This is a genomic window from Pseudomonas sp. LF020, from assembly GCF_053456425.1.
The window spans coordinates 66,293-83,594 of the sequence record NZ_JBRFIX010000004.1 but is presented as its reverse complement, the minus strand read 5'-3'; the positions used below and the strand labels follow the sequence as shown (position 1 = coordinate 83,594).

Here is a 17,302-nt window from a genome sequence, read left to right as displayed (position 1 = left end):
TCTAGAAGCGGAAAGTGAGGTCGACGAGCAGACGCAGATCGGTCTCCCGATCACCGTCGTAGGGCCGGTTGATCACACTGAACAAACCGCCCACCTCGAACACGTCGTTCCAGGCATAACGTTGGCCATAACCGAGCATCGCCATGCCGCCGGTGCCGTGGTCACGCTGGCTGTAGGTCCCCGCACCGGCCTGGAATTGCTGGCTCCAGGAGGTTTCGTAGCGGTGGTAGAGCACATGGTTGACGTTGACCGTCGGCATCACGCTGAAGTCCGACTTCGGGTTGAAGTACGGCACATCCTCGGAATTGGAGTTGTGGCTGGTGCCGACCTCCAGACCGGCATCGACCTGCACGTTCGGCGCGCTGTAGACGCCCTCGCGTCCGGTGAGCAAGGCTTCGACACGGTTGTTGCCGTCGCTGAAGTGCGACGGGCTGACCGACAGTTTCCACTCGCGACTTTCGTTGGCGCGCCAGCGGATGAACGCGTTGCCACCGTTGGCCTTGATGTCGCTGTTGAGGGCGCGCAATGGCGTCTCGGCCGACAGATAGGCGAAGCTGCCGCCGTACTGCCAGTTGTCGTTGATGTCCCGGGCGATCGCGATGCGTGCGCCCTGTTTGGCGCCGTAACCGTAATCGTGGTTGGAAACTTCGGCTTCCAGGCTCATATCGCGGGTACGCCGTTCCAGGCCGACGCGCTGGAAGCGGTCGGTGCCGGTGCCTTCGGCAAAGTCGCCGGTGGCATAACCGGCACCGACGAACACCCGCCAGTCTTCATCGATCGGCGGGCTGTACAGCGTGCTCTGGATGCCGAAATCACGGCTGCCGCTGACCGCGCCCGCACCACCGCTGCCGCCACCTCCATTGGCTTTGCCGCCGTAGGCTTCGACGCGCAGTTCGGACATGTCATGTACTTCGCGCTCACGGGCCGCGCGCTGAACCTGACGGTTATCGGGGAAACGCTCGACCACGTCATCGGTCAGCGCATCCATCTGTCGCCATTCCTGCAGGGTCATCGCGGTGCGCGCCTGAGCGAGTTCCAGACCCATGTCGCGGGGCACCATGCTCTCGGTTTCCTTGAGCTGGTTTTCGGCGCGGCGTGGCCATTGTCGGGCCAGGTACAGATCAGCCTGGGCCAGACGCAGGCCGACGTTGCCCGGCGCCTGATCGACCAGGGCCTGCAGGCGCTCCTCGCCATGCGGCAAGTCGGAGCCGTAGGTGCCGGCCTGCGCCGCGAGCTGCTGGGCGTCCATCCATTCGTCGTTGGGGTTGCCGATGGGCAGGCCCTTGAGTTCAATCCGCGGCTTCTGACTCTTGGCCAGATCCTCGGCGACTTTGCGCGCTTCATCGGCGCGGTCGCTTTCCAGCAGCGAGTAATACAACGCGGTGGTGTCTTCGAGACGATCACCGGCATCGGCATCCGGTGCCGACAGCACCTGGCGATACAGGTCGGTAGAGATTTCCGGCTGGCGCTGATCCAGGTAGGACGCCGCCACCCAGCGCAGGGCGTAGGTCGGAATCTTCACCCCTTCAGCCTGCAGCTTTTGATATTCGCTGATGACCTCGGCAGTACGCGCCCGGGCCTTGAGCGCGCCCATGCGGTCGATGCGCCAGCGCACCACGTCATCGTGGGCGCTGGCGTCGGGGGTCCAGGTGGCGAGCAGTTTGTCGTAATCGGCCAACGCGCGGTCGGCGATCACGTAGCGTTCTTTTTCACTGCGGGTGGCAAATTCGGCGAGACGCACACGCTCGGCAGCCAGATCGCCTTCGAGGCGGCGCAGGGTGACCGGGTCGATCAGCCCGGGACGTTGGTTCGCCAGACGCAGTGCCGGTTCCGGCAGCCGCGCCTTTTGCAGGGCCACCACGTATTCACGGGCGACATCCGGCTTGCTGCCGGCACGGATGAACGCCTGATCGTATTCGAACAGCGCGTCGTACTGCTTGCCGGCACGGGTCAGGGCGTAGCCCAGTGCGAGGCGGCGCGAAGGGTCATCGGGTTTGGCGGCGACCAGCGCCTTGGCGCGGGTCACGGCTTCGTCGGGTTTGCCCGAGTCCGCCTGGGTCAGGGCCAGGCCCAGTTGCAGGTCGGCGTTGTCCGGCTCCAGCGCCAGGGCCTTGTTGTAGACCTGGATCGCCTGATCCCAACGCTTGAGGTTGCGATAGGCGCGTGCGGTGGCTGTCAGTGCCTGCACCGGCAGCACCCGGTCACGGCCCTGGGTCTCATAGACCTGCACCACCTCGGCGTCGAGGCCCGCCCAACTGGCGATTTGCAGGTGATCGCTGATCTGCCCGGTGGTGGACTGCCCGGGCGGCACCTGGCGCAGCACGTTCAGCGCCGGCGTGGTCTGCCCGGCCCGGGCATCACGCACCATCTGATCATAGGGTGTATCGGCAAACGCCAGCGCCGGCCAGAGCAACTGGCTGCACAGCGCAACGCGAAACAACGGGCGTAAACCACGATGTAAAACAGGACCATCAATACGCGGCATTCGTCAGCATCCTTACATGGCCAGCCGGGTCGCAATGCCCCCCTTGCCCATTCGTAACGGAGACCGAGTCAAAAGAGACTCAGCCAAGCTTAGTCAGGCAGTCTTGCATGCAAGCGTAGTCGAATATTCAGAACGCAATAATTGTTCAGAATCGTGGCGCCGGCTCAGTGGAAAACCCGCACACCAGACAGCAAAACGCCCGGCGTCTGTGGATCAGAGGCCGGGCGTTGCTATTAAGAGCGCAGGATTACTGCACTTGCGTGACGCCAGCGAACTTGCTCATCAGGAAGCCGACGAACTGCTCGACGGTCATCTTCTGGCCGTTGAACTCCACCTGATTGGCGGCGTAATGCAGCTTGGTCACGACATTGGTGCCATCGACGGTCGCCAACTGCGAACCGACGGCCATGCCGGAGAACATGTCGGCACCGGCGCTGGCCTGGTCGACGATGGCTTTGGCGTCGGTCTGGCCGTCAAGCTGCGCCTGCACGCTGAGCAGATCGATCAGCATCGGCTTGGACACTTGAATGTTCAGGTCCAGCAGCGCGACCAACTGTTTACCCAGTTGATCCGGCGGCAGATCCATCGACTGTGGCTTGGTCAGATCAATCACCAGGCTGGCGCGGCTTTCACCGTTGGCGGTTTTCAGCGACAGGTTTTCCAAGGCGATCTGTGGACTGGCGGCCAGCAGTTTCTGCAGGTCAGCCTTGACCTGTGCCGACTCGGCTTCGGTCAGGTTCAGTTCCGGCGCGGGCAGGCCGGCTTCGGCAGCGGCGGCAGCTTCTTTCTCGTACGGCTGCAATTTGGTCTGGTAGATCTGCATCAGCGACATTGTCGACGGGATGTCGAGGTTCTTCAGGCTCATCGCCATGCTGGCCGAACCGATTTTCTTGTCGTTGAGGGTGACCTCGCCGACCTTGTAGTCAGCGCGGCCCGAGGCATTGCTGCCGCTCTCTTCGGTGAGGTTCTTCATTTCGAAGTTCTTCACGCCGAGCACCGACTGCTTGGGACCGAAGGTGGTTTTGCTGTTGGTCAGCTCCAGGGTGTTTTCCCCGGTGTAGTAGCCGTAGCTGCTCTTGGCGAGGTTGCTGGCCAGGGTCAGACCGTTGAGTTCGACCTGCACCGGCGCCTGATCCTGCGACACGGTGACCAGTTTCAGGCTATCCATGTAGCCGTCAGCCTTGACCTTCTGCGCCTGGGCACTGGCGGAGATGTTCATGGTCAGGCCGGAGAATTTCAGGCTCGACTGCTCGTCCAGCGCGGTTTCCAGCGGCAGCAGCTCGAGGCTGCTGGTGGTGGATTCGTCGTAGCCGATGTTGGTCACGCCCTTGAGCGGCGCGGCGCCCTTGGTGGCGGCAAACCACTTTTCGGTGGCCGGGCTCTTTTCCAGCTCGTAATTGCTGGTGGCCATGACCGGCAGCCACTTCAGCGACACCAGACGCGAGAACGGCAGCGGGCCGTGCTCGATGTGGTCGACGAACAGCAGCTCGACCGGCTGGTCGCCGAACATCTCGCCCTCGCCCTTGAGACGGTAGTGCGCGGTGCTGGTGAAGGTGTGGCGTTCCAGCGACACCAGCTCCAGCGACGCGGTGCCATTGGAGCCGGCCATCGCGGTCTGCAGCTCTTTGTTGGCGTTGCTGACGGCGTTGTTCAGCACGCCTTCGATCTTGGTCCCGGTGTACCAGGCCCCGCCGGCGCTGATCGCACCGATGGCAACAACAATCCCGAGAAGCACGCCTGCTGATTTATTCATGAATGACCTGATCAATGTCCGTGGCTGAAAGGTGGTCGTCTTCCCTGAACCCGTAACCGGGTTGCGGCTCGACTCCGCTGAAATTAGCGGTGGAGATTAGCACTGGCAGCACGAGGCGGCCCAATGTTTAAAGGTTAAAGAGTGTCTATGGGGAGTGTGGACAGCTGACAGGCGGGGAGAGTTGCAGTGTTTTTGAGGACGCTATCGCTGGCAAGCCAGCTCCCACAGGATTGGTTGTGTTCACAAAATCCGAGAACACCACAAAAACTGTGGGAGCTGGCTTGCCAGCGATGGGGCCAGAGGACTCCCAGAAGATCAGGAATACTGAACCTCGATCTCATCGAGTTGATGATCGAAGCTCTTCAACCGCGCCGTCCAGGTATACACCAGCACTTCAAAGTCGCGGTCGATCACCGCCCCGCCCGGCCCATCCGCCCGGGGGTCGCAGAAATCCAGCTGATAGCGTTCGCGGGCCATGGCCGTGGCGACATCCGACAGTTCGCGGGCATTGTTGAGCCAGTGCCAGCCTTCATCGGCGATCTGCTTGTCGAGTTCCAGACACTGTTTTTTCAAGGCTTCGAGGCTTTTTTCCAGCGGCGTGCCGGTCAGTTCGCCCATGACTTCGGCGAAAGTCCGTCCCGGCTGCCAGTAGCTGCCCCAGAAGTAGCGATCGAACACGGTTTCGACCCGGCGCAGGGCGACTTTGGTGTCCCAGATCAGCACCAGGGTCTTGCCTTGTTCAAGTTGTCTTTTCTTGACTCGCTGCACCTGGATCGACGCCCAGGCCACGACGACGATTGCCATCACCGCGATCAACGCCGTGGCGCTGTCGAGGAAGACCATGGCCTTGTCGATCTGATGGGCCAGCATGATGCCGTAGAAATAGGTGGCCGATAGCAGCACCAGCGCTACCAGGGCGCACCAGAAGCCGAGAGCGTAAGGGTTTTTCATTATTGGTTTCCCCTAGACCAGCGCTAGCAATGTGCGTTGAAAGGGCGCCTTGCTCGGGGCGCCCTTCCAACACTTCAAAGCATAGCAACGGCCTCAGGGTTTGCTGGCGGTTGGAGCGTGCGTTCGTCCGCTTTCCCAACCGCCGCCCAAGGCAAGGAACAAATCGATCTGGCTCATGGCGACCTGGGTGTTGGCGGCGGCCAGTTGCGCGGTGACGTCGGTGTAGGTGCGGGTCGCCTGCAGGTCGGCGAGGAACGACTCGCGCCCGGCCTGGAAGAAGCGGTGGGTCTGGTCCGCCGCCAGTTTCGCCGACTGCTCGGCATCGGCCAGGGCGTCGCGGCGTTGCAGCAGCGCGCTGTACTGGGCCAGGCCGGTCTGGGTTTCGCGGATGGCGTTGAGCACCACGCCGTCGAAATGCGCCAGTGCGCCTTGGGTGTTGGCTTCGGCTTCGCGGATCCGCGCACGGGCGCCGTTGGTCGGCACCTTCCAGCTCAACGACGGGCCGAAGCCCCAGCGGTTGGTCGACGGATCGCCAAGGTCGGAAACGATGCCGACGGTGCCGATGGTCGCACCAATGCTGATGTCCGGGTACAGCTCGCCCGTGGCAATGCCGATCCCGGCGGTCGCGGCGGCAAGACGACGCTCGGCCTGCCGCACATCGGGACGGCGCTTGAGCAGCGCCGCACCGTCGCCCACTGGCACCAGTTGGGCGATTTTCGGCAGTTCGGAGCAGGTGGCGGTGCCGGCCGGCAATTGATCGACCGGTTTCGCCAGCAGCATCGACAGGCGGAACAGCCCGGCCTGACGCGCCGCTTCGTAGCGCGGCATGTCGGCGCGCAACGACTTGAATTGGGTTTGCGAACGGGTGACTTGGGTTTCATCGCCACGCCCGGCATCGCGCAGGCGCTGGATCAGCGTGGTGCCTTGCGATTGCAGGTCGAGAGAGTGCTGGGCGATTTCCCGTTCTTCGTTGGCCGCACACACCTGGGTGTAGGCGCGCACCACGTCCGCCACCAGGGTGATGCGCGCGGTGTCGGCGGCCGCTTGTGTGGCATCGGCATTGGCCTTCGCCGCTTCGATCCCGCGTTGCAACGTGCCCCACAGATCGAACTGATAAGACGCGCTGATACCGATGTCAGCGACGTTGGCCACCGGGACTTTTTCCGGCAGCAAAAACGCCTGACCGGACTCCTGCAAACGCTGGGCGCCCATCTTCACGCCGCCGCTCCAGCCACCGGCCGCTTCGGCTTCATCAACCTGCGCACGGGCCCGCGACAGGTTCGCCGCCGCCACGCGCAAATCCGTATTGGAAGCCATGGCCTGCTGCACCAGTTGGTCCAGACGCGGGTCTTGATACAGCCGCCACCAGTCAGCCGGCACCGGCGCCGACACCACCGGTTTGCCTTCCACCGCCAACTCGCCCTGAAAATCCTTGCGCTGCACCGCCGCGTCAGCGGGCAGGTGATAGTCCGGCCCGACCATCTGACACGCCGAGAGCATCACGCCCAACCCGGCGATCATCAGGAGCCTGTTCATTGCGCGGGCTCCTGTTTGCGGTCGTCGCGGGGCTGATCGTCGATGATCGACACGGTCGCGGTCCGCCCGGCGATCATGCGGAAGTCTTCCGGCACCTCGTCAAAAGCGATACGCACCGGAATCCGCTGCGCCAGGCGCACCCAGCTGAACGCCGGGTTGACGTTGGGCAGCAGGTTGTTGCCGCTGGTGCGGTCGCGGTCTTCGATACCGGCGACGATGCTTTCGACATGCCCGCGCAGCCTGGCTTTATCACCGATTACGCGGATATCCACCGACTGGCCGACATGAATGCCGTCGAGTTTGGTTTCTTCGAAATAGCCGTCGATGTGGAACGAGTTGCTGTCGACCACCGACAGCACCGGCCGCCCGGCGGTGACGAATTCCTGCACCCGTGGCGCGCGGTCGTTGACGTAGCCGTCCACCGGGCTGCGAATCACCGAGCGATCAAGATTGAGCTGCGCGCTGTCCACCGTTACCAGCGCTTCGGCCAGCGCCGATTGCGCGCGGGCGACTTTCGACTGGCTTTCTTCCAGCTGTTCGGCCGGCACCAGATTGCCCAGGCCACGGTTACGCTTGGCTTCGCGCTGCGCCTGGGCGAGGGTTTCTTCGCGATCGGCGACCGCCGCTTTAGCCTGACGCAGAGCCAACTTGAAACGGTCCTGGTCAATGCTGAACAGCACCTGGCCGCGTTTGATCAACTGGTTGTCCTTGACCTCGACCTGCTGGATCAGCCCGGATACGTCCGGAGCGATCTGGATGATGTCGGCGCGGATGTGGCCGTCGCGGGTCCACGGCGCGAACATGTAATACATCACCATGCGCCAGACGAGGACGACGGCAAAAGTCACGATCAGCAGGGTCAGGACCACGCGACCGATGGTCAGAAACGGTTTTTTCATGTCATCAGGTATCGACTGAGTGAGTCCACGCCGTACAGCATCACGGCGTAGAGGGCCACGTTGAACAATGCCCGGTGCCAGACCAGACGGTAAAAGTGCAGGCGCGTGAGCACGCCGTGCACCAGCACAAACAACACATAGGTGATGCCCATCAACACCAGCAGGGTCGGCAGGAAAATGCCGCTGATATCCAGATCACCGATCATAGGGGCGCTCCATCGGGCAGCGGTTCTTCGGCATCGCCCGTGCTGACAAATTCCACGCCGGGCAACAGCGCCAGACGCAAGCCGCTCAGGGCATGCAACAGGTTTAGCCGGGTTTCATCGTCGCCGTGGCCTTTGAGGGCGCGGCGCGCACGGTCCATGGTCATCAGTAGCGGGCTCGGTGCCGGCAAGCGTTCGCCGGCCTTGAGGCAGGCGCGGAAATACTCGCCGACCTCAGCCACCACTTGTTGCAGCAGGGCATTCGGCGCGCCTTCCACCCGTGGGGTGTAGGCCAGCAGATCGAGCAGGTTGAGGCCGACGCGCACTTCACGCATGGCAATCCCGGTGTCCTGACCGGTCATGGCCAGACGCGGCAGGTGCTGCATCAAACGGTCAAGCAATTGCACGCCCAGTTGCCGGTGCTCGGCGAGGTTGGCCGGCTCGGTCATGTGCACGATGTCTTTCCAGCTGAAGCGGGTCAGGCGCTTGGCCGCCAGCTCGACGCCGAACGGGCGGGCGATCAGGGTCCAGATGAACGCGAACAGCAAACCCATCGGGCCGGCCAGGTTGGAGTTCACAAAGGCGAAGAAGTCCGCGTCGTAGGCGCCCTGAATGCTGATGAACGACGAGGTGTTGACCAGCGTCAGGAGCATGCCGAGGTAGAATCGCGGCTGTACCGTCAGGGTGCCGACGCAGATGAACGGTATCGCAAAGGCCAGCACCAGCATCGGAAAATCGTGCAGGTTCGGCAGAATCAGAAACAGGTAAAGACTGGCGAACAGCACCGACATTCCGGTCCAGAAAAAGAACCGGTAGATCTGCGGCGCCGGGTCGTCCATCGAGGCGAAGAAACTGCACGCTACCGCCGCCAGAATCACCGCGCTGCCGCCGTCCGGCCAGCCGAGCAGAATCCACAGCACCGAGGCGACGATGATCGCCAGAATGGTCGAGGCCACCGAATACAGCATCATCCCGCGGTCGAGAAACGGCGTCAGCCGCCCGAGGCGCCAGTGCCGGTACACCGCGCGCCAGCTGTCCTGACGCTCGCAGAGAATCGCGTCCTGCAGGCTGCGGCAGTCCTGCCACAAATCGATGAATTCACCGAGGCGATAAATCGCGTTGGAGAACAGCAATTGCTTGCGATCTTCCAGCGCCTCGCAGCTTGGCTGCAGGGTCTGGAGCTGATCCTTGAGGGCCTGCCAACGCGCCAGATCAGCGTCGTTATGGCCGAGCCACTCCTGGGTCGCGGTCAGCAGCGGTGCGAATTTCTCCACCAGCTCCGGGGTGCGCCGTTCGAGGGCGTAAAGCGAGTCTTCCAGCGCGTCGATCACCGGCAGCAGGTGGATCATCCGCCCGCGCAGCTCCTTGGTGTTGCGCACGGTTTGCGGCCGGGCGCCTTCGTGGGGCAACTGGCCGATCATCAATTCAAGGCTGTTGAAATTGGCGACCATGGCCATGCGCAGCGCGGTGATCTGTTCAGGCTGCACATCGCGACTGAGAAACTTCAGGCTGTAGGTGGTGGCGTCAGCGAACCACTTGCCCACCGCGTCGTTGAACACCGGCGCCAGACGCCGTGGCCAGAACATCGCGCCGACCACCGCCGCCACAGCGATGCCGAGAAAAATCTCTTCGGTGCGCGCTTCCGCCACGTCCCACACCGCCAGCGGGTTATCCACGGTCGGCAAGGCGATCAGCGGCAGGGTGTAGCCGGCCAGCATCAGCGCGTAGTTATTGGCGGTACGCAGGTGCAGCGACAGGAACAGCAAAATCCCCGTCCACAAGGCAATCACCACCACCAACACGTACGGACTCTGCACGAACATCGGCACGAACAGCACTGCCGCCGCCGCTCCGAGAAAAGTGCCGATGGCGCGGTACAGCGCCTTGGAGCTGGTCGGCCCGAGAAACGGGCTGGAGACAATGTACACCGTGGCCATCGCCCAGTACGGACGCGGCATTTGCATGAGCAAGGCGATGTACAGCGCGATCATCGACGCTGCAAAGGTACGGACCCCGTAGAACCAGTCGCGGGCAGGCGGGATGCCAGAGAAAAAACCGTTCAAGAATTGATCACCACAGGCGGATTGGCCGCCTCAAAAGCTCGCAGTACCCGAAGCGTAGCTTCCAGATCACTCTGGTCGATGCCTTCGAGCACTTCATGACGCAGACGCACCAGTTCGATCTCCACCGCTTGCACCAGTTCACGGCCGGTGTCGGTCAGGCTCAGGCACTTGGCCCGACGATCCTGCGCATCTTCGGTGCGGCAGACATACCCGGCGTGGCACAACTGATCGAGCAGGCGCACCAGCGACGGACTCTCCATCCCGGCCGCCTGCGCCACTTGCACCTGACGCACACCCTCGCCCAACCGCCCGATCATCAACAACGGCACGGCGCAGGCTTCGGATATTCCATAGTTGACCAGCGTGGTCTGGCAGATCTTCCGCCAATGCCTGGCGGCCACCACCATGGCACTGCTGATGTTCATCTGGAGAGCGTCGAGGGAATCGGGCACGGGAAAATGCACACTGTTAGTTTGCTAACTATCAATATCGCATTGACGGGGAATTTCAGTCAAGTTTTGAAACAAATAGGTTGTCAGAGGAGAAAAAAAACGCCGAGGTCTGGACGACTCAGCGTTTTTTGGCTTTCTCATAGACACTGCTGCGCTCGCGTTTTCCCACAGCGACTACCGAAACGACGATTCGCTCATCTATCACTTGATAGACCAGACGGTAACCAGAAGCCCTCAGTTTGATTTTGTAGCAGTCAGGCATTCCATGAAGCGCATCAGCCGATACCCTTGGCAGTGACAAGCTTTCAGCGAGCTTTTTCTTGAATTGATCTCGCAATGTATGACCCAGCTTGTTCCACTCCTTATGAGCAGACGGCAGAAATTCGAGCTTATAGGTCATCCAGGCTTACCGAAATGGGTGTTTCATGACTGCGGGAACGGACGATCTCGGCCAGTTCCAAATCATCAAGCCGCTCCATCATGGCTTCGTAAACATCGGCTGGCACCATGTAACCCATGACGCGATTATGGTTCAGCACAGCCACAGCACCACCCTGTGCGCCACTCAGCACTGCTGATGGATTTTTCTTCAATTCGGAAACACTGACCGCCATATCGGCAAGAACACTTTGCATAATAAAAGACCTCAATTGAGGTCGTGATATTGGTCTATTTATACCCTCCATACAACCGAAAATGTGCTCAGCCGCCAAGTGGTCATCCCTCCCGCCCCTTGCGCAACAGCACGTTCAGCTGATCCACCACCTCCGCCCAATCTGCATCATCGAGAATCTCGCCGCGCAAGAAATCCGCCTGACTTTTGCTCCAGAAAAACGCGTCCGCCAGGTGCAGTTCGGGTTTGAGCGGGGAATGGGTGGCGATGAATTGGTCGATGCTCACTGGGTCGCTGCTCAGGCCGAGCTGCTCGAACAGGGATGGCAGGCTGTGGGTTGGCTGTTCCATTGCTGAACTCCTTCAAGAATGCGGTGGGTGGGAGATTATTCGCGAGCAGGCTCGCTCTCACAGGGGGAACGCGCTCAACCTGTGGGAGCGAGCCTGCTCGCGGAGGCGTCGGCAAGAGCGCTGCAAATCCTACTGACTCAACTCCCGCACCTGCGCATGCGGCACCATTTTCAGGAACTCGGGCATGCTCATGTGCAGCAGGTAGTTGTGGTTGCCGGCTTCCAGGTAAATGTCCTTCTGCCGGGTCAGCAACGGATCGATGACCATGTCCAGCCCGTAGGAACCACCCAGCGGCGGCACCGCGCCACGTTCGCAGTCATCGAAAATATGCGCCAGGTTGCTTTCCCGGGTGATCTGCCATTCGCCGCTGTTGCGCACCTTGCTCAAGTCCAGGTGCCGACTGGCCGGCAGCACGGCCATCAGGTAATGCCCGTGGTGGTCGTCGAGAATCACCGACTTGGCTACGCGCTCGGCGGGCACCCCGCTAACCCGAGCGGTTTCCAGGCTGCTGGCCGAATGTCGGTGGGCCACGACGTCATATTCGCAGTGCGCCCGATTCAGGCTGCTCTGCACTTTTTTTGCCATACGCATGCTCACCTCGGTGTCCCGCGGAACGTTGTGCCTGTTCTGCTGAGTCTAGTTCGGCAAGCCGCTGGCGAAGGGAAATCCGCTCACTGGACACATCCACTCATTGATCAAAATTCATCCAGCGTCAGGCTCAACTAGACTTAATGAACCAACCCATGACTCTCCCGGAGGGTCACGTGAACAGCCGATGTTGTTTGTTTTTCCTGATACTGCTGGCCAGCGCCTCGGTCCTTGCGGCTGACGTCCCGCTGACGGCGGTCAATCCGATCGGCCTGTGGCTGATCACCCTCGGCATTGCCTTTCTGATCGCCGAAGCGGCGCTGCCCAACTACGGGGTGATCGGCCTCGGCGGGATCATCATGTTCGTCATCGGCGCGCTGATTCTGGGCAACGCCGAGTTGCCGGTGCCGATGATCATCGGCCTCGGCCTGCTCAGCGCCCTGCTGCTGATCGCATTGATCGTCCGCGCCTTGAAAACCCGCCCGCGCCATGCTGTCAGCGGCGATGCCGGGCTGGTCGGCAGCGTGACGGCGGTGACCACCGTGCAAGCGCAAAACGCCCACAGCGGCTGGGTGCAATTGCAGGGCGAACAGTGGCAAGTGCACAGCGCGACACCGCTGCACACCGGGCAATCGGTGCGCGTGGTCGGGCGAAATGGCTTATTGCTGAAAGTCGCCGCGACTGACGCGGTGCGACACGGAGAGTGATCATGGGTCTGCAAATCGGTTTTGTTGCACTGCTGCTGTTGGTGATCGCCCTCGCCGGGTCGACGTTCCGCATCCTGCGTGAATACGAGCGCGGCGTGGTGTTTCAGCTCGGGCGCTTCTGGCAGGTCAAGGGCCCGGGGCTGATCCTGCTGATTCCGGTGGTGCAGCAAATGGTCCGGGTCGACTTGCGCACCGTGGTCCTCGATGTGCCGCCGCAGGACGTGATCACCCGCGACAACGTCTCGGTGAAGGTCAACGCGGTGCTGTACTTCCGCGTGCTCGACCCGCAGAAGGCGATCATTCAGGTCGAAGACTTTCTTTCGGCCACCAGCCAACTGGCGCAGACCACCCTGCGCGCGGTGCTCGGCAAACATGAGCTGGATGAACTGCTGGCCGAACGCGAGCAGTTGAACATCGACATCCAGCAGGTGCTCGACGCCCAGACCGACGCCTGGGGCATCAAGGTGGCCAACGTCGAGATCAAGCACGTCGACCTCAACGAATCGATGGTGCGCGCCATTGCCAAACAGGCCGAAGCCGAACGGGAACGTCGCGCCAAGGTGATTCACGCCGAAGGCGAATTGCAGGCTTCGGAAAAGCTCATGCAGGCCGCCGAAATGCTCGGCCGCCAGCCCGGTGCGATGCAGCTGCGCTACATGCAGACGCTGAGCTCGATTGCCGGTGACAAGAGCTCGACGATTGTCTTTCCCCTGCCCATCGAGCTGCTCAAGGGGATGGCGGATCTGTCGGGAAAAACCTGACAGCGAAAGATCGCAGCCTGCGGCAGCTCCTGCATCGGTTATGCGTACACCCTGTAGGCGCTGCCGAAGGCTGCGATCTTTCAAGCGTTGCGCAGCAACTCAAGATTAATAAAGGCATCCCGGGCACATTGCCGAACCCGTTCGCGCAACCACGGCGAAGCCTCGCGGCGCTTGTCTTCGCCATCGGCGACAAAACGCTGGGACGGCTGCTTGGCATGCTGCATCGTCGCCGCCAGCACCTGCTGCCGCTGCTCGGTATTCAAGCGGAAAAACTTCGCCAATCGCCCGGCCATGGCCTCGGGCAATTCGCTGTAGTTCACCAGCTGTCCATCACCCTCACGGCAATGCAGATAAGCCGACGCCAGCAAACGTCCCAACCGTCGTGCGATGAAGTCTTCACTGCCGGTAAACGGCAACCCATCGTCGAGCACACAGTCACCAAGCAGCCCCGGCACCATGTGCATCCCCGGACGGCGCACGTGCGACACGGCAATTTCCAGCGGATCGCGATACACGAACAACCACGGCGTATCGGGAAAGCATGCCTGCAACAGCGGCCATTCGCCGATGTTCCAGGCATCGAGCTTGATCACCAGTCGTTGCTCGACACCGCGCCGGCGTTGACCGTAGGCCGAGAGCAGTCCACTGATCGCTGCCCGCCGCTCGGCTTCGGGCAGCTCACCGCGCAAAAGCGCATCAAGCGGCGGTGGCTCCGAGACTACGATTTGGTCATCGAGCCGCGCGAGCATCTGGCTAATCAATGTCGAACCGCAACGCGAGGCGTGCAGGATAAAGGCACTCGGGGCCAACCCCGGACTTTGCGCTTGCCACTCGGTCAACACCGACAACGGTGTCTGCCGGCGAAAAGCCTGATTGAACGGCAACCGCAGCGCCTCTTCGACGGCGTCACGAAAAAAAGGCTGATGCAGTGGCGTGTCATCAAACCAGCACCAGTCGACTTGCCACTGCCCCGCCAGCGACCAGATCCGGATCGGCAGCCAGCCGTCGAAGTTCAGCCTTTCCATTGTTCATTCCATTGCCGACGACCGCTGCGCATCGCGGCGCGCAGTTCTTCGCGGGAGAATGGCAAGCCGTGTTCGGCGGCCAACTCCAGAGTGCGCTCGATGAATATTTCGGGGTCCGTCATGTGCTGCAGAGTCGCCGCCAACGCTGCATCACCTGCAACCCGTCGCTGGAATTCCTGTAACGCCGAATCGGCCGGTTGCGTTGCAGGAGTATCGCGCAAACCTTCAGCGATCTTCTGCGTGAGCCAGGCCCCGGGCCGGCAGTCGAGCACCAGATGAATCCGCGCGCTGGTATCGAAGTTATCCACCCGATGCGCACGAGCGAGATCGAGAAACCAGCACTCCCCCGCCGCCATCGGCACGCGTTGACCCTCGAGCCAGAAATCCACCGCAGGTGGGCTGAGCAACGGAATATGCAGGCGCAGATCGGCATCCGGCCCATCCAGGTCGTAATCACGATGCTCATGAATGCGGCCGCCTGGCCCCAGACGCAACAGGCGCGCACTGACGATATCCAGCGTCAGGTCGCGCAGCCCCAACCGCCAGCGTTCATCGCGCAGCCAGGGCGTGCGCTGCAGCGTTTCGCCGCGCCCGGGCGATAACTCGGTCAGCGCATCGGCGGCCGAAATCAGTGCCACGCCGCTCCAGTCGCCGGTGAAGTAATCCGTGTTGAAGTGGCCGCGCCATGCCTCTTCGGCAATCGCCTGCAGCGCCTGCAACAGCAGTGGCAAGTCCACCGCCACCGGCAAACGCGAACAGACCGGGCGGCTCATGCCTTGGGCAACACCGCGCATTCGCCAAGCCAGGTCAGCAGCCGATCCAGACAGGCTTCCACGGTCTGTACGCCGGTGTCGAGCACCAGCGAGGCCTGCGCGGGCGGCTCATACGGTGCCGAAACCCCGGTGAAACCGGCCATTTCGCCACGCCGTGCACGGGCGTAATGCCCCTTCGGATCACGCTGCTCGCACACCGCCAGCGACGCACTGCACCAGACTTCGCTATAGTCCTCACCCAACCGCTGGGCGAATACCTCGCGCAGCTCCAGCAACGGCGCGATCATCGCCAGAATCACGATCTGGCCGTTTTCCACCAGCAGCGCTGCCAGCTCGCTGGCACGGCGGATGTTCTCCAGGCGATCGGCGTCGCCAAACCCCAGATCGCGGTTGAGCCCGACCCGCAAGCCGTCGCCATCGAGCACCACGCTGTGCAATCCACGGGCGAATAGCTCGGCGTGCAGCGCCTGGGCCAGCGTCGATTTGCCCGCCGCCGGCAGACCGGTGAGTAAAATCGCCGCACCACGATGGCCGTTGCGGGCCTCGCGTTGCGGGCGGCTGATGCTGGCGACGGGCGCCAGCAGATTATCGGGCAGCGGCATGCGCCACCACAGGCACCGAAATATCCCCCGACGCCCACGCCGATTCGCGGTTGGCCAACGCCGTGGCGATCGACTGCACTTCGGTGGACTGCACCTGATCCGGCAGCGGATCGAGGCCGGCACTGGCGAAGATCTGCCCGTAGGCGTTACGCAGATCGGCATACGACAAGTCACGGCGCAGGTCCGCTTGCAGGTTGTTCAGTTCACCCTGAATCAGTTCAAGTTCACCGATACCGGCGGCCTGATGCCGATTGCGCAACTGGCCGACGATCTGCCCGTCGATGTCCGACAACTGCTGATTGGTCTTGAACTGGCGCAGCGCCTCCTGATAGTTGGCGTTGGCCACATACAGCTGCGCCAGCACCGCGATCGACATCGCCTGCCGCCGGGCGGTGGCGACTTCCTCGCCAGCCTTGGCCACATCGATGGCCGCCGGAGCGGAAATCACGTTGAACAGGTTCCAGGTGACTTTCACCCCGTAGTCGGCCCAGCCCTGTTCGACGAGGAACGAGTTGCTGTCGTAATGGCCGCCGGCGGAGAACTCCAGGCCCGGCAGCAGGCGCAACATCGCCTTGCGGGTTTCGGCGGCACTGATGCGGCTCTGGTAATCCTGCTCGCGCAGTTCCGGGCGGCTGGTCAGGGCTTCCTGCTCGAGTTTGGCCATGGCGACCTTGAGTTCGGGAATCTGATAACCGTCATCGGTCGCCAGCGTCAGGTTGGTGCCCAGCGGCAGGTTGATCAGCGTTGCCAATTCGGTTTTCGCCAGCGACAAGGCGCGGCGCTGTTCTTCCAGTTGTCGCGTGGCTTCGATCAGCGAGCGCTGGTAACCGAGTGCCTGTACCGGGTCGCCGATGCGTTGATCGCTCAGGCTCTGGCTGTCACGCCGGGCGGTGTCGACGCGGGCCATCAGGCTGTCGATCTGCTTGAGCAGGCGTTCTGCAGCCATCGCGCGCCAATAGGCCGAGCGTACGTCCTGCACGATGGTGTTGATCACCTTGCGCCGGCGCTCCTGCACGATCAGGCGCTGGTCGCCCTGCTGCTTGGCGCTGATGTAGCTGACGCCGAAGTCGAGGACGTTCCAGACCATGGTCAGGTCGGCGACATCGCGGTCACGGTCCTGCGAGGTCGAGGGTTCCAGGGACTGGGTGCCGGTGCGCACGCTCTGGCTGCTGGAGGCGTTGACGTTGTTGCGCCCGACGTAACCGGCGTCCAGCGCCATGCGCGGCAGCATGTCGAAACTGGCGAGGTCGAGCTGCCGCTTGGCCAGCGCTTCCTCCATGATTTTCAAGCGGCCTTCGAGGTTGTATTTCACCGCGCGGGCCATGGCCTGATGCAGGGTCAGCGGGCCACGCAGCGGCTCCTGATCCTTGTACATGCTCTGCAGGTCGGTTTTGGCCCGCTGCTCACTGACGCTGCGTTCGATCGGTTCACTGGTCACTGCACATCCGCTGATCGCCAGCGCCAGCAGGCTGGCGCCGAACAACTTCTGACTTTTCTTCATCCCTGGATCGCCCCTAGGTGCCGCACCGTGTTGAGTAGTT

General features: G+C 62.2%; 18 protein-coding genes. 2 read left to right on the top strand and 16 right to left on the bottom strand.

Going from position 1 to position 17,302, the window contains the following annotated elements; genetic code table 11:
• Window position 1: 1 nt before the first annotated feature.
• The 12 genes from pgaA to ACU680_RS10850 form a co-directional block, all read right to left on the bottom strand.
• Window positions 2-2,485, bottom strand: coding sequence for a poly-beta-1,6 N-acetyl-D-glucosamine export porin PgaA (gene pgaA / locus ACU680_RS10905; protein ID WP_448179448.1), 2,484 nt, complete (start codon window positions 2,483-2,485; stop codon window positions 2-4).
• A gap of 247 nt (window positions 2,486-2,732) precedes the next feature.
• Entirely contained in the window at window positions 2,733-4,238 is a 1,506-nt protein-coding gene (locus ACU680_RS10900) for a YdgA family protein (protein ID WP_367082389.1), read from the bottom strand.
• A 315-nt stretch (window positions 4,239-4,553) separates the two neighbouring features.
• Window positions 4,554-5,189, bottom strand: a complete 636-nt coding sequence (locus ACU680_RS10895) for a hypothetical protein (protein ID WP_025113416.1) — start codon at window positions 5,187-5,189, stop codon at window positions 4,554-4,556.
• Between the two features lie 93 nt (window positions 5,190-5,282).
• Window positions 5,283-6,725: an efflux transporter outer membrane subunit gene (locus ACU680_RS10890; protein ID WP_448179447.1), complete on the bottom strand. Its 1,443-nt coding sequence runs from the start codon at window positions 6,723-6,725 to the stop codon at window positions 5,283-5,285.
• Window positions 6,722-7,624, bottom strand: coding sequence for an efflux RND transporter periplasmic adaptor subunit (locus ACU680_RS10885; RefSeq protein WP_108591736.1), 903 nt, complete (start codon window positions 7,622-7,624; stop codon window positions 6,722-6,724). Before ACU680_RS10885 ends, ACU680_RS10890 begins: the two co-directional genes overlap by 4 nt.
• Window positions 7,621-7,830: a DUF1656 domain-containing protein gene (locus tag ACU680_RS10880; protein ID WP_007957657.1), complete on the bottom strand. Its 210-nt coding sequence runs from the start codon at window positions 7,828-7,830 to the stop codon at window positions 7,621-7,623. The genes ACU680_RS10885 and ACU680_RS10880 overlap by 4 nt, the downstream gene beginning before the upstream one ends.
• The gene (locus tag ACU680_RS10875; RefSeq protein ID WP_448179446.1) at window positions 7,827-9,890 is read right to left on the bottom strand and encodes an FUSC family protein; all 2,064 of its coding nucleotides are present in this window, start codon (window positions 9,888-9,890) and stop codon (window positions 7,827-7,829) included. The genes ACU680_RS10880 and ACU680_RS10875 overlap by 4 nt, the downstream gene beginning before the upstream one ends.
• Window positions 9,887-10,315 (bottom strand): MarR family winged helix-turn-helix transcriptional regulator, encoded by a 429-nt coding sequence (locus ACU680_RS10870; protein ID WP_007961473.1) that lies wholly within the window; start codon window positions 10,313-10,315, stop codon window positions 9,887-9,889. The genes ACU680_RS10875 and ACU680_RS10870 overlap by 4 nt, the downstream gene beginning before the upstream one ends.
• 145 nt (window positions 10,316-10,460) lie before the next feature.
• The gene (locus ACU680_RS10865) at window positions 10,461-10,742 is read right to left on the bottom strand and encodes a type II toxin-antitoxin system RelE family toxin (RefSeq protein ID WP_448179445.1); all 282 of its coding nucleotides are present in this window, start codon (window positions 10,740-10,742) and stop codon (window positions 10,461-10,463) included.
• Window positions 10,732-10,977, bottom strand: coding sequence for a type II toxin-antitoxin system Phd/YefM family antitoxin (locus ACU680_RS10860; protein WP_204894228.1), 246 nt, complete (start codon window positions 10,975-10,977; stop codon window positions 10,732-10,734). The genes ACU680_RS10865 and ACU680_RS10860 overlap by 11 nt, the downstream gene beginning before the upstream one ends.
• Window positions 10,978-11,059: 82 nt before the next feature.
• On the bottom strand, window positions 11,060-11,305 hold the full coding sequence (locus ACU680_RS10855; protein ID WP_329699094.1) for a DUF2789 domain-containing protein: 246 nt from the start codon (window positions 11,303-11,305) through the stop codon (window positions 11,060-11,062).
• Window positions 11,306-11,434: 129 nt separating this feature from the next.
• Complete coding sequence (locus ACU680_RS10850) at window positions 11,435-11,896, bottom strand: aminoacyl-tRNA deacylase (protein WP_448179444.1); 462 nt, start codon at window positions 11,894-11,896, stop codon at window positions 11,435-11,437.
• Between the two features lie 173 nt (window positions 11,897-12,069).
• On the opposite strand from ACU680_RS10850, the gene ACU680_RS10845 reads away from it, so the two are divergent.
• Window positions 12,070-12,600 carry an NfeD family protein gene (locus tag ACU680_RS10845; protein ID WP_448179443.1) on the top strand — a complete coding sequence of 177 codons (531 nt, stop codon included), beginning with the start codon at window positions 12,070-12,072 and terminating at the stop codon, window positions 12,598-12,600.
• 2 nt (window positions 12,601-12,602) lie between these two features.
• Entirely contained in the window at window positions 12,603-13,361 is a 759-nt protein-coding gene (locus ACU680_RS10840) for a slipin family protein (protein WP_041070974.1), read from the top strand.
• Window positions 13,362-13,441: 80 nt separating this feature from the next.
• Here ACU680_RS10840 and ACU680_RS10835 read toward each other — a convergent pair whose 3' ends face one another.
• From ACU680_RS10835 to ACU680_RS10820, 4 genes are read right to left on the bottom strand one after another with little or no spacing between them, the layout of a single operon-like run.
• Window positions 13,442-14,386 (bottom strand): sulfotransferase family protein, encoded by a 945-nt coding sequence (locus ACU680_RS10835; protein WP_448179442.1) that lies wholly within the window; start codon window positions 14,384-14,386, stop codon window positions 13,442-13,444.
• On the bottom strand, window positions 14,374-15,159 hold the full coding sequence (locus tag ACU680_RS10830) for an aspartyl/asparaginyl beta-hydroxylase domain-containing protein (protein ID WP_448179441.1): 786 nt from the start codon (window positions 15,157-15,159) through the stop codon (window positions 14,374-14,376). The genes ACU680_RS10835 and ACU680_RS10830 overlap by 13 nt, the downstream gene beginning before the upstream one ends.
• Window positions 15,156-15,761, bottom strand: a complete 606-nt coding sequence (gene cysC / locus ACU680_RS10825) for an adenylyl-sulfate kinase (RefSeq protein ID WP_448179440.1) — start codon at window positions 15,759-15,761, stop codon at window positions 15,156-15,158. Before cysC ends, ACU680_RS10830 begins: the two co-directional genes overlap by 4 nt.
• Complete coding sequence (locus ACU680_RS10820; RefSeq protein WP_139053652.1) at window positions 15,745-17,262, bottom strand: TolC family protein; 1,518 nt, start codon at window positions 17,260-17,262, stop codon at window positions 15,745-15,747. The genes cysC and ACU680_RS10820 overlap by 17 nt, the downstream gene beginning before the upstream one ends.
• Between the last annotated feature and the right edge of the window lie 40 nt (window positions 17,263-17,302).

What these genes read in the sequence shown, in the direction of transcription:
- pgaA (WP_448179448.1), bottom strand. Translation starts at nt 2,485, where the DNA reads ATGCCGCGTATTGATGGTCCTGTTTTACATCGTGGTTTACGCCCGTTG.
- ACU680_RS10900 (WP_367082389.1), bottom strand. Translation starts at nt 4,238, where the DNA reads ATGAATAAATCAGCAGGCGTGCTTCTCGGGATTGTTGTTGCCATCGGT.
- ACU680_RS10895 (WP_025113416.1), bottom strand. Translation starts at nt 5,189, where the DNA reads ATGAAAAACCCTTACGCTCTCGGCTTCTGGTGCGCCCTGGTAGCGCTG.
- ACU680_RS10890 (WP_448179447.1), bottom strand. Translation starts at nt 6,725, where the DNA reads ATGAACAGGCTCCTGATGATCGCCGGGTTGGGCGTGATGCTCTCGGCG.
- ACU680_RS10885 (WP_108591736.1), bottom strand. Translation starts at nt 7,624, where the DNA reads ATGAAAAAACCGTTTCTGACCATCGGTCGCGTGGTCCTGACCCTGCTG.
- ACU680_RS10880 (WP_007957657.1), bottom strand. Translation starts at nt 7,830, where the DNA reads ATGATCGGTGATCTGGATATCAGCGGCATTTTCCTGCCGACCCTGCTG.
- ACU680_RS10870 (WP_007961473.1), bottom strand. Translation starts at nt 10,315, where the DNA reads ATGAACATCAGCAGTGCCATGGTGGTGGCCGCCAGGCATTGGCGGAAG.
- ACU680_RS10865 (WP_448179445.1), bottom strand. Translation starts at nt 10,742, where the DNA reads ATGACCTATAAGCTCGAATTTCTGCCGTCTGCTCATAAGGAGTGGAAC.
- ACU680_RS10860 (WP_204894228.1), bottom strand. Translation starts at nt 10,977, where the DNA reads ATGCAAAGTGTTCTTGCCGATATGGCGGTCAGTGTTTCCGAATTGAAG.
- ACU680_RS10855 (WP_329699094.1), bottom strand. Translation starts at nt 11,305, where the DNA reads ATGGAACAGCCAACCCACAGCCTGCCATCCCTGTTCGAGCAGCTCGGC.
- ACU680_RS10850 (WP_448179444.1), bottom strand. Translation starts at nt 11,896, where the DNA reads ATGCGTATGGCAAAAAAAGTGCAGAGCAGCCTGAATCGGGCGCACTGC.
- ACU680_RS10840 (WP_041070974.1), top strand. Translation starts at nt 12,603, where the DNA reads ATGGGTCTGCAAATCGGTTTTGTTGCACTGCTGCTGTTGGTGATCGCC.
- ACU680_RS10835 (WP_448179442.1), bottom strand. Translation starts at nt 14,386, where the DNA reads ATGGAAAGGCTGAACTTCGACGGCTGGCTGCCGATCCGGATCTGGTCG.
- ACU680_RS10830 (WP_448179441.1), bottom strand. Translation starts at nt 15,159, where the DNA reads ATGAGCCGCCCGGTCTGTTCGCGTTTGCCGGTGGCGGTGGACTTGCCA.
- cysC (WP_448179440.1), bottom strand. Translation starts at nt 15,761, where the DNA reads ATGCCGCTGCCCGATAATCTGCTGGCGCCCGTCGCCAGCATCAGCCGC.
- ACU680_RS10820 (WP_139053652.1), bottom strand. Translation starts at nt 17,262, where the DNA reads ATGAAGAAAAGTCAGAAGTTGTTCGGCGCCAGCCTGCTGGCGCTGGCG.